The 11,887-nt window shown below is 69.3% G+C and carries 14 protein-coding genes; 10 read left to right on the top strand and 4 right to left on the bottom strand.

Annotated features, from left to right (window positions below; genetic code table 11):
* Positions 1-139: 139 nt before the first annotated feature.
* The 4 genes from ACWEOW_RS02780 (at position 140) to ACWEOW_RS02765 (ending at position 2,948) form a co-directional block, all read left to right on the top strand.
* Entirely contained in the window at positions 140-397 is a 258-nt protein-coding gene (locus tag ACWEOW_RS02780; protein WP_452267629.1) for a hypothetical protein, read from the top strand.
* 135 nt (positions 398-532) lie between these two features.
* On the top strand, positions 533-1,036 hold the full coding sequence (locus tag ACWEOW_RS02775) for a GntR family transcriptional regulator (RefSeq protein ID WP_452267628.1): 504 nt from the start codon (positions 533-535) through the stop codon (positions 1,034-1,036).
* On the top strand, positions 1,033-1,920 hold the full coding sequence (locus tag ACWEOW_RS02770) for an ABC transporter ATP-binding protein (protein ID WP_452267627.1): 888 nt from the start codon (positions 1,033-1,035) through the stop codon (positions 1,918-1,920). Before ACWEOW_RS02775 ends, ACWEOW_RS02770 begins: the two co-directional genes overlap by 4 nt.
* A complete protein-coding gene (locus tag ACWEOW_RS02765; RefSeq protein ID WP_452267626.1) occupies positions 1,917-2,948 on the top strand; it encodes a hypothetical protein in 1,032 nt (343 codons plus the stop codon). Before ACWEOW_RS02770 ends, ACWEOW_RS02765 begins: the two co-directional genes overlap by 4 nt.
* A 78-nt stretch (positions 2,949-3,026) precedes the next feature.
* Here the strand turns inward: ACWEOW_RS02765 and ACWEOW_RS02760 are convergent, their stop codons facing one another.
* Together ACWEOW_RS02760 and ACWEOW_RS02755 are read right to left on the bottom strand one after the other, a co-directional pair.
* Positions 3,027-3,917 (bottom strand): universal stress protein, encoded by an 891-nt coding sequence (locus ACWEOW_RS02760; RefSeq protein ID WP_452267625.1) that lies wholly within the window; start codon positions 3,915-3,917, stop codon positions 3,027-3,029.
* Positions 3,914-4,423, bottom strand: coding sequence for a hypothetical protein (locus ACWEOW_RS02755; RefSeq protein WP_452267624.1), 510 nt, complete (start codon positions 4,421-4,423; stop codon positions 3,914-3,916). Before ACWEOW_RS02755 ends, ACWEOW_RS02760 begins: the two co-directional genes overlap by 4 nt.
* A gap of 129 nt (positions 4,424-4,552) precedes the next feature.
* Between ACWEOW_RS02755 and ACWEOW_RS02750 the strand changes: the two genes are divergently transcribed.
* Positions 4,553-6,325 carry a GAF domain-containing protein gene (locus tag ACWEOW_RS02750; protein ID WP_452267623.1) on the top strand — a complete coding sequence of 591 codons (1,773 nt, stop codon included), beginning with the start codon at positions 4,553-4,555 and terminating at the stop codon, positions 6,323-6,325.
* 85 nt (positions 6,326-6,410) lie between these two features.
* Positions 6,411-7,067 carry a response regulator gene (locus ACWEOW_RS02745; RefSeq protein WP_452267622.1) on the top strand — a complete coding sequence of 219 codons (657 nt, stop codon included), beginning with the start codon at positions 6,411-6,413 and terminating at the stop codon, positions 7,065-7,067.
* 46 nt (positions 7,068-7,113) lie between these two features.
* Here the strand turns inward: ACWEOW_RS02745 and ACWEOW_RS02740 are convergent, their stop codons facing one another.
* Positions 7,114-8,490, bottom strand: coding sequence for an MBL fold metallo-hydrolase RNA specificity domain-containing protein (locus tag ACWEOW_RS02740; RefSeq protein ID WP_452267621.1), 1,377 nt, complete (start codon positions 8,488-8,490; stop codon positions 7,114-7,116).
* 156 nt (positions 8,491-8,646) lie between these two features.
* Here ACWEOW_RS02740 and ACWEOW_RS02735 point away from each other — a divergent pair, with 156 nt between their 5' ends.
* From ACWEOW_RS02735 to ACWEOW_RS02720, 4 genes are all read left to right on the top strand, one after another.
* Positions 8,647-9,090 (top strand): pyridoxamine 5'-phosphate oxidase family protein, encoded by a 444-nt coding sequence (locus ACWEOW_RS02735; RefSeq protein ID WP_452267620.1) that lies wholly within the window; start codon positions 8,647-8,649, stop codon positions 9,088-9,090.
* Positions 9,091-9,260: 170 nt separating this feature from the next.
* The gene (gene sqr, locus ACWEOW_RS02730; protein ID WP_452267619.1) at positions 9,261-10,508 is read left to right on the top strand and encodes a type III sulfide quinone reductase, selenoprotein subtype; all 1,248 of its coding nucleotides are present in this window, start codon (positions 9,261-9,263) and stop codon (positions 10,506-10,508) included.
* Positions 10,509-10,530: 22 nt separating this feature from the next.
* Positions 10,531-10,845, top strand: coding sequence for a TusE/DsrC/DsvC family sulfur relay protein (locus ACWEOW_RS02725; protein ID WP_452267618.1), 315 nt, complete (start codon positions 10,531-10,533; stop codon positions 10,843-10,845).
* Positions 10,845-11,360 carry a DsrE/DsrF/DrsH-like family protein gene (locus ACWEOW_RS02720; protein ID WP_452267617.1) on the top strand — a complete coding sequence of 172 codons (516 nt, stop codon included), beginning with the start codon at positions 10,845-10,847 and terminating at the stop codon, positions 11,358-11,360. Before ACWEOW_RS02725 ends, ACWEOW_RS02720 begins: the two co-directional genes overlap by 1 nt.
* A 157-nt stretch (positions 11,361-11,517) precedes the next feature.
* Here ACWEOW_RS02720 and ACWEOW_RS02715 read toward each other — a convergent pair.
* Positions 11,518-11,887, bottom strand: a 370-nt coding sequence (locus ACWEOW_RS02715) for an HNH endonuclease signature motif containing protein (RefSeq protein WP_452267616.1), incomplete at its 5' end; no start/stop codon positions are given.

Below are 11,887 nucleotides of genomic sequence, written 5' to 3'. Positions count from 1 at the left end.
CCTGCGGTCAGAGGCACGGCATCGCGGATACAATCGAGCCAGGCCCGGCATACTCACGTCACGGCCCTCCAGAGCCGCGACGCACGCGCGGATCCAGCCGCGGGGCACCCGGCCGGGCGGCAGAGGTCGGAGGTACTCGATGAGTGATACCGACCTGCTGCGCGAGCTGCACGAGGCGTATATCTGGGAAGTCAACGCCGCCGTCGGCGAGGATCGCATGGACCTCGTCTGGCAGCTGGCGGACGAGTACACCGACCGGGCCATTGCGCTGATCACGGCGATGGGGTCGCCCGGGTGTGGCCGACCTGACTGCGTCATCTGCGCACGGCCCGCATCGTCGCACGCCGTTCCCGTCCCCCACAGGTCCTGGTGGGCGCGCCGCCGCCACGCGTCCTGAGGCCATCTCCTGACCCGGGCCCCGTCGTTGACGAGGACGACCTTCGCGACCCGGCCGCGAGTATGCCGGCGCCGAGGGTCCGCGCGCGCCTGCCCTTGGGGTTGACGCTGAGCCGTCGAGAAGTACCGTTGTCTTATGACACTAGATAAGCCGATCAGCGGGCGAGGGGTTGAGTCGGCACCGGCGCGGTCGCCGATCGAGTTCCGTCTTGACCCGGCGTCCGGCGTGCCGACCTACCTCCAGCTCGTGCGTCAGGTAGAGGAGGCGCTGCTCGTCGGCTATCTGAGGCGGGGAGACCAGCTGCCGAAGGTCCGGGAGGTCGTCGCGGACCTCGCCATCAACCCGAACACGGTGCTCAAGGCCTACCGAGAGCTCGAGCACAAGGGCCTGGCATCGGGTCGTCCCGGCCAAGGCACCTTCGTCGAGGGCGACGGGACCACGGCGACGCTGCCCGAGCTCGCGGGCTTGCGTCGGCGGTTGCTTCGCTGGCTCGAGGAGGCTGAGGCAGCGGGGCTGGACGAGAGCCGTGTCGTTGCGCTGTTCAGCACGACTTTGCGGGATTTCGATGAGCGCCGGCGGACGAGCGACGCCGGCGGCCTGCAGCCGGGCTCGGACCAGGTCAGCGGCGGTGTCGCGTGAGCATCATCGAGGCCCGAGGGCTGAGCAAGCGATATGGCCGCACCTCGGCTCTTCGAGACTGCACCCTCGCGATCCCGGAGGGCCACCTCGCAGCCCTGGTAGGTCCCAACGGCGCCGGCAAGACCACCCTCCTGCTCATCGCCGTCGGCCTGGTGGCCCCGACCAGCGGCGAGGTCACCGTTCTCGACGGGGTCCCCGCGGGTTCGCCTGCCGCACTCGACGGCATTGCCTTCGTCGCCCAGGACATGCCGCTGTACGCCCACCTGTCTGTGGGAGACATGGTGCACCTGACCCGCAACCTCAACCGCGGGTTCGACCTCGCTTTCGCCCGCCGCCGACTGGGCGAGCTCGAGATCTCGGATCACACCCGGACGGGGCGACTGTCCGGCGGGCAGCAGGCTCAGCTGGCGCTGACGCTCGCACTCGCGCGGCATCCGCGGCTCCTGGTCATGGACGAGCCGACCGCGCGGCTCGACCCGATCGCCCGTCACGACTTCATGGCGACCGTGATGGGTGCGATGGCCGAGGACGGCGTGTCGGTCCTGCTCTCCTCGCACGTCCTGGCTGAGCTCGAACGCGTCGCCGACTACCTGGTCCTGATCACCCACGGACTCGTCCGGCTCGACGGACCCGTCGACGACCTGTGCGACCGGCACCGGCTCATGACGGGACCAGCGGGTAAGCCACCCGACCCTAGCTGGGAGGTCATCGAGTCGAGCGTGGCCGGCGCACAGCAACATCTGCTCGTGGGACTCGACCCGGCGGTCGATCCCGAGCCGGTCGGCTGGCAGGCCCGCGCGGTCGGGGTTGAGGAGCTCGCGATGGCCTACCTGCGTGATGCACCGTCGGCGCCCGCTCTTGCAGCCGTGGGGGCCGAGCCATGACCACCGCCCTGACGGTGACTCCGGCATCCGCAGCTCGTCCTGTGCCGTGGCGTCGCCTCGGGTGGGTCGCCTGGCGGCGGTATCGCGCCACGGTGGCCGGGGCCGTTGCGGTGTTGGGCGCTGTGGCGCTGTACCTCGTGATTCGCGGCGAGCAGATGAGGAGCGCGTACGACGCAGCGGTGGCGTGCCGGCCCCTGGCATCTGCGGCATGCCACTTCGCCTGGGACACCTTCCAGGACACCTACGGCAGCCCGGGGTTCATCGACGGAATGCTCGTGTTCCTGCCGGGCGTCCTCGGAGCCTTCGTCGGCGCGCCACTGCTCGCACGAGAGCTCGAGACCGGCACCTTCCGGTTCGCCTGGACGCAGGGGGCCGGGCCGATCCGCTGGCTGCTGGCTGTCGTCGTCCCCGGCGCTGTCGGCGTCGCCATCATGGGCGCGCTCTACGGAGCCCTCGTCTCCTGGTACGACGTCCCTCTGATCGGCGCCGGCGACCTGCAGCGGCTGCATCCCATCGTGTTCGGGATCACCGGTGTCGCCGCGGTCGGATGGCCCCTGCTGGCGTACTCCATCGGCGTGCTCGCTGGGCTGCTCACGAGGCGCGTCGTGCCCGCCCTCGTCGCCACCCTGGCCGCCTGGACCGGACTCGCCTTCCTCACCGCCGAGCTGCGCAAGTATCACTACCTCGCACCCCTCGACACGTCCCAACCGCGAGTGTCCAGCGGCGACCAGGTGCTCGGGACCTGGTGGACCCGGGGAGGTGTCCGAGTCAGCGACGCTCAGGTGAACCAGGTGCTGCAGTCCCTCGGTTTCCAGACCAGCAACGCGGGCGGCGATGTCGCTGCCAAGCCCGGCGGTGACCCGACCGACCCGTTCCACTACCTGGTCCAGCACGGCTACACCCAGTGGACCACCTACCAACCCGACAGCCGCTACTGGACCTTCCAGGCCATGGAGGTCACCTGGCTGGCCGTCGTGTCCCTCCTGCTGCTTGCGGCGACCGTGTGGCTGGTGCGCCGACGTCCCTGACGCGCATCCGCGCTGAGGGCGCTGTCGGCGCACCCGGCATACCCGCCCGCAAGCCTTCCCGCCGTGACGGCACCAGCGTCACGTGCGAACCACGATGACCGGCGTCTCGGCGTAGTGGATGACAGCGCGGCTGACCGACCCGAGCAGCAGGCGCTTGAAGCCCCCGAGTCCCCGGGTCCCGACGATGAGGAGGCCCGCCTGCTCGGCCGCGTCGAGCAGTCCCACGACGGGATGTGCCTCGACGACCCGGGTCTGGACCGTGACGTCCGGGAAGGACTCCTGAACCGCCCCCGCAGTCGAGTCGACCGACTCGCGAGCCGCACTCTCGTAGAAGGCGATCTCGTCGGGCTCTGCGGCGACGCCACCAACGGAACCCGCCCATCCAGTCAGGCTCGGGAGCTGCCACGCCCGGACGACCAGCAACGGAGCACCCCAACGGGAGGCGATCTCAGCCGCCCGGAGGGCAGCTTGCATGGCCGCCTGGCTTCCGTCGGCGCCGACGACCACGGGGCGGTCGGGCCTGGGCAGGACCAGATCGCCCGGTGGCACGACGGCGACGTCGCACTTCGAGTGTGCCGCGACAGCGAACGCGACTGAGCCCGTGATGTACTCACGCGCCTTGCCTCGTTCTGGGTGCCCGACGACGACCAGGGATGCCTCGCGCGACTCGTCCACCAAGGCACCCGCGGGCTGCCCCCAGATGGTAACCGTCGCGACGCGTGCGTCCTCGAGGACCTTCTCCGCACGCCGCCGCCCCTCGGCCACGACACCGGACGCGGACGCGGACGGGTCTCGGGGGGGCACGGCGAGGACGCCGGCGCCCGCGAACGGGAGGTCCACATAGACCCTGGCCGTCACCACGCGCAGCGCTACACCGCGGCGGTCGGCCTCCTGAGCCGCCCAGTCCACCGCGCACTCAGCACCAGGGCTCCCATCGAAGCCCACGACGATGTCCGTTGCCGCCTTCATGATCGTCCTTTCTCCTTGTGCTCCAACCCTTTCGCGCGCCGTGGTGCCCGGGCAGGGACCAAGGTCCCGGCGGGGGACTCGTCGGCTACGACGTGAACGTGGCAGCCCGCCATGGCGCGGCAGTAGTCCGCGACGTGGCCCATCACGTCGGACTCGTTCAGGTGGTCCTCGCCGACCACGAGGGCCAGCGCCCCCCGGCTGCGGTCGACCAGAAGCCGTCCTGGATCGCCACACGGATACTCGAAGGTGACCCGGACCCGAGGCTGGCCGCGAAGGGCGTCCAGCGCAGCAGCGAGGACGCCGTCCTCGAGCTCCGCCCGACGTGCCGGGGTGGTTCCTTCGGGGATCACCTGCACGAACCGGACCTGCGCGGCGAGCTCTCGCGCGAGCCGAACCGTCGTCGTGGCGACGGCGCTCGCGCACTCGTCGTTGACCAGGCCGCCGACTACCTCCCGAGTGCCCGGGTCGCGACGGACAGCACGAGGTCGGGGTCGGGGGCCGGTCATGATCCCAAGGATGACCTGCGAGACGGCTGTCGCCCTGGGCCGATGGTCCCGCCACGACCGCACTGTGATGTTCGTCGGGGCACCTTCGCTCTGCACCGCCGGGGACTGCGGCCGGGCTAGGCTCCTGATGTGGGCTCGGGCGAACCGTTGGCAGCCGAAGGACATTGGTCGGACGGCTCGGCTGCGAGCGTCGAGGATCCGACGTCCAACCCTGCGGACCCGGCGGGCGCCGAGCTGCGTGGGCACGCGCAGCTCGAAGCCCTCCTCGACGCCGTCACAGCAGTCAGCGCCGATCTGGAGCTGTCCGAGGTGCTGGGCCGCATCGTGCGTACGTCCTGCGCACTGGTCAATGCTCGCTACGGGGCCCTGGGTGTCCTTTCCCCGGACGGGGAGCACCTTGTCGAGTTCGTCACCCACGGGGTCAGCGCCGAGGAGAGGGAGCTCATCGGTGACCCACCGCGGGGCCATGGGGTCCTGGGCCTGCTGATCAGGGACCCGCGGCCGCGGCGGCTGACGGACATCACCGCTCACCCGGACTCGTATGGGTTCCCGCCGCACCACCCGCACATGACGAGCTTTCTCGGCACGCCGATCCTGATCCGGAACGAGGTCTTCGGCAACCTGTACCTCGCCGAGCGCCAGGGCGGGCATGAGTTCACGGCGGCCGACGAGTCGATCCTTGTGGCTCTGGCCGCGGCGGCTGGTGTAGCGATCGAGAACGCCCGCCTCTACGAGAGGGCCCAACGACAGCGGTGGTGGGCAGAGGCCACCGGCACCCTGACCCAGTCGCTGCTCGAAGGCGACGACGAGGATCGCGCGCTCCGGCTCATGGTCGAGCTGGTGTGCGGCCTCACCGGCAGCGCGATGTGCGCCGTGGCGCTGCGCGACGAAGCCGGCCACGTCTCGGTCCGGGCCATGCATCTCGCCGATGGAGAGCCGGCCGGTTCGCGCGAGCGACCGGACGACTGGCCGGTGCTCGGGGGACTGCACTGGGCCGAGGTGTTCGGCGCCAGCCAGGATCTGCTCCTGCTGCCCGGCCCCGACACCCGCGGTTCGAGCGCTGTCGTGTCAGCCGTGGCGTCCATCGCTGGTCTCGATGCCGCGGGTCCGGTGGCGATCGTGCCCATCCCGGTCGGGGTGGGCGACATCGGGTTCCTGCTGCTCGCCTGGTCACCGGAGAAGGCCGAGGCCGAGGCCGCCAGCGATGCCATGGCAGACCTGGCGGCGTTCGCGCAGCAGGCGGGGCTCGCGCTCACGGCATCGAGGGCACAGCATGATCGGGCGCTCGTCGCGATGCTGGAAGACCGTGACCGGATCGCCCGCGACATGCATGACCATGTCATCCAGCGTCTCTTCGCGACCGGCTTGTCCCTGCAGTCTGCCGGCAGGCTTGCCGTCCATCCGCTGGTCCAGCAGCGGCTGGACGAGGCTGTCGACAGCCTGGACGATGCGATCAAGGACATTCGTTCGACCATCTTCGACCTGCACGCCAACGCCGGTGCTCCCGTCGATCCCGTGGACATCGAGGGGATCGTGAGGTCGTATGCAGACAGCCTGGGGTTCGAGCCACGCCTAGAGCTGACTGGCGACGTGACCGCGCTGGAAGAGTCGCTCCAGGACGATGTGGCGGCCGTGATCCGGGAGGGGCTGTCGAACATGTCCCGTCATGCTCGCGCAGGCACGGGCTGCGTGAGACTCACGTGCGGGCCGAGGGTGCGGATCGAGATCGTCGACGACGGCGTCGGGATCGGGGCCCGGGGGCGCAGCAGCGGACTCGCCAACCTCGAGCGCCGCGCGACGTCGCGCTCGGGATCATTCACCGTAGCGGCAGCCTCGCCGACGGGAACGCGACTCACGTGGTCGGTGCCGGTCCGGACGCGCCCGGGACGTTCGGCCCTATGACCAGTCGGCGTCCTCGTGCACGATCGATAGTGGCGACGTGCCGGGTCCCCGGCGCGCCCTCGAAGTCCCCAAGGAGTGGCCCGACGTGACGATCAAGGTTTTCCTGCTGGACGACCACGAGATCGTCCGGCGTGGCCTGCGCGAGCTGTTGGAGAGCACACCCGGCTTCGAGATCGTGGGGGAGTCCGGGCTCGCTCGCGAGGCGGAACGGCGAGTGCCGGCACTCCGACCCGATGTGGCCGTCCTCGATGCCCGGCTGCCCGACGGATCCGGCATCGACGCGTGTCGAAGCATCCGGTCGGTCGACCCTGACATCAAGGCCTTGATCCTCACGTCGTACGACGAGGAGAGCGCCCTCGCATCGGCGGTGCTGGCCGGCGCGTCCGGCTTCCTGCTGAAGGACATCAAGGGCAACGGGCTCGTCGACGCGATCCAGCGGGTGGCCGCCGGAGAGAACCTGCTGGACGGCGAGCGCGTCCGAATGCTGCGCAAGAGATGGACGAGCAGCGACGACACGCCCGATCCGCGGCTACGCCACCTGAGCCCGCAGGAGCGCAGGATCCTCGACCATGTCGCGTCGGGTCTGACGAACCGACAGATCGGGGAGTCGCTCTCGCTGTCCGAGAAGACGGTGAAGAACTACGTCACGTCGGTGCTGGCGAAGCTCGGAATGGAGAGCAGGACCCAGGCAGCCGTGTATGCCGTGACGCACGAGCCGGCGCATCGCAAGGACGGCTCGTGAGCCGTTCACGCCATCTGCAGGTGTGAGCGGGCAGCTGAACGCTCCGTCAGGCCAGCAGGACCCGCTCGCCCACGCGCGGGACCACAACCGCACAGTCGATGCTGTGTCTGATGCGCTCGGCCAGTGCGGCACTGGCCGCCGGCTCGCCATGCACGACGTAGACGGACTCGGGTGGCTCGCGCATGGCCTCGAGCCACGACACCAGCTCGCCGGCATCCGCGTGGACGGAGAAGGTGTCGTCGACCACGACCTCGGCGCGAACGCGCACATACCTGCCGAGCAGCTTGACCTCGCGCGCACCGTCCTGAAGGGCTCGCCCGCGCGTGCCGACGGCTTGGTACCCGGTGAGGACGACGCTGTTGCGAGGGTGCGGCAACAGGCTTGCGAGATGGTGCAGCACTCGGCCTCCGGTCGCCATGCCGGAAGCGGAGACGATGATGCTGGGCCTGCCCGGGTTGTTGAGCCGCTGTGACTCCTGCGCGGTGCGGGACTCGTTCAGGCCGTGCATCGTGGTGAGCTCGATCAGGGCCTCGGGGCGCATCTCGTCGCTCAGATCCGGGCGGCGATAGACGTCCAGTGCTGACAGCGCCATCGGACTGTCCACGTAGACCGGCACATCCGGGATGGACCCACGGCGCCGCAGCCTCTCGATGGCGAGCAGCACCAGCTCGGTGCGGTCCACGGCGAAAGCCGGGATGACCACGGACCCGCCCCGGCCGATCGTGCGTCTGATGGTGTCACCGAGCCGATCGTGGCCGTCGGCGGGACGCGACGGATGGGCTGCGTCGCCGTACGTGGACTCGATGACAACGATGCGCGCGGAAGGAGGGTCGCTCCGGGGGAGCAGGAGCGGGTGATGCGGACGACCCAGGTCCCCTGAGAACAGCACGCTGGTGCCGTTGAGCTCGAGCAGGACCGAAGCGGAGCCGAGCACATGCCCTGCTCGGTGCACGGTAAGGGTCACTCCTGACTCCAGAGCGACCTGCTCCCCGTAGCCGATGGGTCGGATCAGCTCTGATGTCCGCACCGCGTCGCTGACGGTGTAGAGCGGCAGCGGAGGGTCGTGGCGCGAGTACCCGGCGGCAGCGGCATACGTCGCCTCTTCCTCCTGCAGGTGCGCGCTGTCGCGCAGGACGATGTCGCACAGCGCGGCGGTCCCGGGCGTCGCCCACACCGGCCCGCCGTATCCCTGACGTACGAGTCGGGGCAGGTACCCGCAGTGGTCGAGGTGGGCGTGCGTGAGCACGACGTCGGCTATCGACGTGGGGGACACGGCCAACGGCTCCCAGTTGAGCCGGCGCCACTTCCGCTCACCTTGGTAGAGCCCACAGTCGACCAGGACCCGGGCGCTTCCTCGCTCGAGCAGGAACTTGCTCCCGGTCACGGTGCCGGCGGCCCCGAGGAAGGTCAGTGCGGCATCCATCTGCGTTCACACCCGCCGGCTCGACCAGCACCCATACGGCAACCGTGACGTGACGTCTGCGGCACTGACAGGGACCTTCGACCCTGCTGCGCTGGTCCGCCCTCGACGAGGATCGATCCGACGGGACGCGCCCGGGTGACCGAAAGGAGCACGACCATGAGCACCGCAGAGCTGGCCGACAGCGCACGCGACCACACCGGCCTCGTCGTCCTCGGGCTGGATGAGTGCCTCGCGAGACTGGCCTCCGCGCCGATCGGGCGGGTGGCCTTCCGGCTCGACGGTGCGATCACCGTCCTGCCTGTCGCACACGTCGTGGACGGCGTCGACGTCTGCTTCCGGACAGCCGGCGCCTCGAAGATCCAGGCGGCGCTCGACCGGGACGAGGTCGCGTTCGAGGCCGACGGCTACGACGTCGCCGAGCGCTCGGGCTGGAGCGTGCTCATGCAAGGGCCGGCGGTCGAAGTCACCAGCGAGCCAGAGATCCGCGCTCTCGAAGGCCGTGCGGACGCGCCGTGGATCCAGTTCCCGGACGAGGGCACCGTGTGGATTCGGGTGAGGGCGGAGAGCATCAGCGGTCGCGAGCTGCCCGGCCGGAGCTGAGCCGATCGGACGCTCGGCGGGATGTCCCTTGGGGTCGGTTCCGCCGGGCTTCCACCTGCCTACATCAACCCGAAAACCTTTGTGTGGCAATGCATTCTGTCGTCTAGGTCACACCCAGGATGTCTGCTGCATCACTGCGTCTGGTATACCCCCAGAGGTATGTTCGATCCATGACCACCACAACGAAGTCACTCGTGGTCCTGGGAGCGGGCACGGCCGGCACCATCGTCGTGAACAAGCTGAGGCAGCGCCTTCCGGCCAGCGAGTGGGAGATCACGGTCGTCGACCGCGACGACATCCATGACTACCAACCCGGCTACCTCTTTCTCCCTTTCGGCCTGCTCCCTCCCGAGAAGGTGCGTCGGTCGCGGCATCCGCTGATCCATGACGGCGTCAACCTGCTGTTCGGCGACGTCGACCAGGTCGACCCCGAGGCTCGCACCGTCGCACTCGTCGACGGCCGCCGGCTGGCTTACGACTATCTGGTCATCGCCACCGGCACGACGCCGCGACCGGACCAGACGACGGGCATGCTCGGCGACGAGTGGCATCGCTCGGTGGGGGAGTTCTACACCTACGACGGTGCGATGGCGCTCCGACGTCAGCTCGCAGCATTCTCCGGTGGCCGGCTCGTCGTGCACATCACGGAGCTGCCCCTGAAGTGCCCCGTCGCTCCGTTGGAGTTCACGTTCCTCGCCGACGACTATCTGCGTCGTCGTGGACTACGAGAGCGCACCGAGCTCGTCTTCGTGACTCCGCTGGACGGAGCGTTCACCAAGCCGGTGGCGAGCCGGGAGCTGGGGCACCTGCTCTCAGAGCGGGGCGTGCGCGTCGAGACCGACTTCATGGTCGAGAGCATCGACCAGGACCGCAAGCTGCTCGTCTCCTACGACGAGCGAGAGGTGCCCTATGACCTCCTGGTCACCGTCCCCCTAAACATGGGGGCCGAGTTCGTCGCGCGATCAGGACTCGGTGACGAGCTCAACTATGTGCCGGTCGACCGGCACACATCGCAGTCCACGGCACACCCGACGATCTTCGCGCTGGGCGACGCCGCCAACCTGCCGACCTCGAAGGCCGGCTCGGTCGCGCACTTCTCCGTCGAGGTCTTCGTCGAGAACTTCATGGAGCTGGTCGCGGGGCAGCCGATGAGTCACGCGTTCGACGGCCACGCCAACTGCTTCGTCGAGTCGGGCCGCGGCAAGGCGCTGCTCCTCGACTTCAACTACGACACGGAGCCACTCACCGGCACGTTCCCCCTGCCGGTGGTGGGCCCGATGAGGCTGCTCAAGGAGAGCCGGTCGAACCACCTGGGCAAGCTCGCCTTCCGGCACCTGTACTGGCACGTCCTGCTTCCGGGCCGCCCGATGGGACTGCCCGCCCACATGTCCACGGCGGGGAAGGTGCCCGCCGCCTGACGCAGGAAGGAGCGTCAAGACCATGACAACCGCGATGATCGCCGGCCACCAGGTCGACGTGAACGACGAGGGCTTCCTCACCAGACCCGACCAGTGGAGTGACGAGCTGGGGGAGGAGCTGGCCCGCCTGATCGGGATCACCATGACCGACGAGCACTGGAGGCTCGTCCGGTTCCTGCGAGACGACTACGCCACTCAAGGAGAGACCGCCACCCTGCGCCGGGCCAGCACCCAGACCGGAGTCCCGGTCAAGACCCTCTTCACCCTGTTCCCCGGCAAGCCGGCCAAGAAGATGGCCTATGTCGCCGGCCTGCCCAAGCCGAAGGGATGTGTGTGATGACCAACACCGCTACCGCCACGCCTGTCGTGCCTGACTTCGACAGCCCGACCTCCGCAGACCGCAAGCTCGCGATCATCTGCAGCAAAGGCAACCTCGACATGGCCTATCCCGGCCTCATCCTCGCCAACGCAGCCCTGGGTGAGGGCATCGAGACGCACCTGTTCTTCACGTTCTGGGGTTTCGACATCATCAACAAGAAGACGAGCGGCGAGCTCAAGTTCACACCCCTCGGCAACACGGCGACTCACATGCCGCAAGGCCTGGGCGGCGTCCCCGGGATGACCCACCTGGCGACGTCCCAGATGAAGAAGGCCATCGCCGAGCTCGACGTGCCGGAGGTGCCCGAGTTCCTCGACCAGATCGTGGCCTCCGGCGGCCACCTGTGGGGATGCCGGATGTCGGCGGACATGCAGCACCTTGGCGCGGACGACCTGCGCGACGACGTCGAGGGCATCATCTCGGCCTCGGATTTCATGGAGCTCACCGAGGGCGCCCAGCTGCTGTTCATCTGACAGGCAGGACGCGTGGACATCGCGCGACGGGACCAGTCGCCCCTGACGCCCCAGCGGGCAGACTCGGCTCGGGCTCGTCCGACCGCGCCGAAGCCGACACGACCCCGGCCGACACGCCCCCGCCGACAGCACCCGAGCCAACCCACTGTCCGAGTTGCTAGAACGGCGGCTCATCACGGCCCGCGCGATTCGGAGGCCTCGGCTCTCCTTGAGGTCGCGGCCGCTCGCCGTTGCGGCGTTCGCGCGGGTGTGCGTCGACTGGGGTGCGGTGGTGTTCGAGCCAGTCTTTGGGGTGGGTGGTGTAGGTGCGTCCGGCGGCGGTGGTCCAGGTGAGGGTGCCGATGTCGGGGTCGCGGTGGGTGGTCCAGAGGCCGGTGGTGCGGATCCGGTGGTGTTGGCGGTGGGTGGCGGACAGGTTGTCGGTCGAGGTGGGTCCGTGTGGGGCGGGGATGTCGTGGTCGAGGTCGCAGCGGTGGGCCGGGACGGTGCAGCCGGGGGCGCGGCAGTGGCCGTCGACGGCTTGGACG

It is taken from the genome of Monashia sp. NPDC004114, assembly GCF_053603855.1.
Note: the sequence above shows the minus strand (reverse complement) of the source record. Positions and strands in the feature narration are given on the sequence as shown.

What these genes read in the sequence shown, in the direction of transcription:
- ACWEOW_RS02780 (WP_452267629.1), top strand. Translation starts at nt 140, where the DNA reads ATGAGTGATACCGACCTGCTGCGCGAGCTGCACGAGGCGTATATCTGG.
- ACWEOW_RS02775 (WP_452267628.1), top strand. Translation starts at nt 533, where the DNA reads ATGACACTAGATAAGCCGATCAGCGGGCGAGGGGTTGAGTCGGCACCG.
- ACWEOW_RS02765 (WP_452267626.1), top strand. Translation starts at nt 1,917, where the DNA reads ATGACCACCGCCCTGACGGTGACTCCGGCATCCGCAGCTCGTCCTGTG.
- ACWEOW_RS02760 (WP_452267625.1), bottom strand. Translation starts at nt 3,917, where the DNA reads ATGAAGGCGGCAACGGACATCGTCGTGGGCTTCGATGGGAGCCCTGGT.
- ACWEOW_RS02755 (WP_452267624.1), bottom strand. Translation starts at nt 4,423, where the DNA reads ATGACCGGCCCCCGACCCCGACCTCGTGCTGTCCGTCGCGACCCGGGC.
- ACWEOW_RS02740 (WP_452267621.1), bottom strand. Translation starts at nt 8,490, where the DNA reads ATGGATGCCGCACTGACCTTCCTCGGGGCCGCCGGCACCGTGACCGGG.
- ACWEOW_RS02735 (WP_452267620.1), top strand. Translation starts at nt 8,647, where the DNA reads ATGAGCACCGCAGAGCTGGCCGACAGCGCACGCGACCACACCGGCCTC.
- sqr (WP_452267619.1), top strand. Translation starts at nt 9,261, where the DNA reads ATGACCACCACAACGAAGTCACTCGTGGTCCTGGGAGCGGGCACGGCC.
- ACWEOW_RS02725 (WP_452267618.1), top strand. Translation starts at nt 10,531, where the DNA reads ATGACAACCGCGATGATCGCCGGCCACCAGGTCGACGTGAACGACGAG.
- ACWEOW_RS02720 (WP_452267617.1), top strand. Translation starts at nt 10,845, where the DNA reads ATGACCAACACCGCTACCGCCACGCCTGTCGTGCCTGACTTCGACAGC.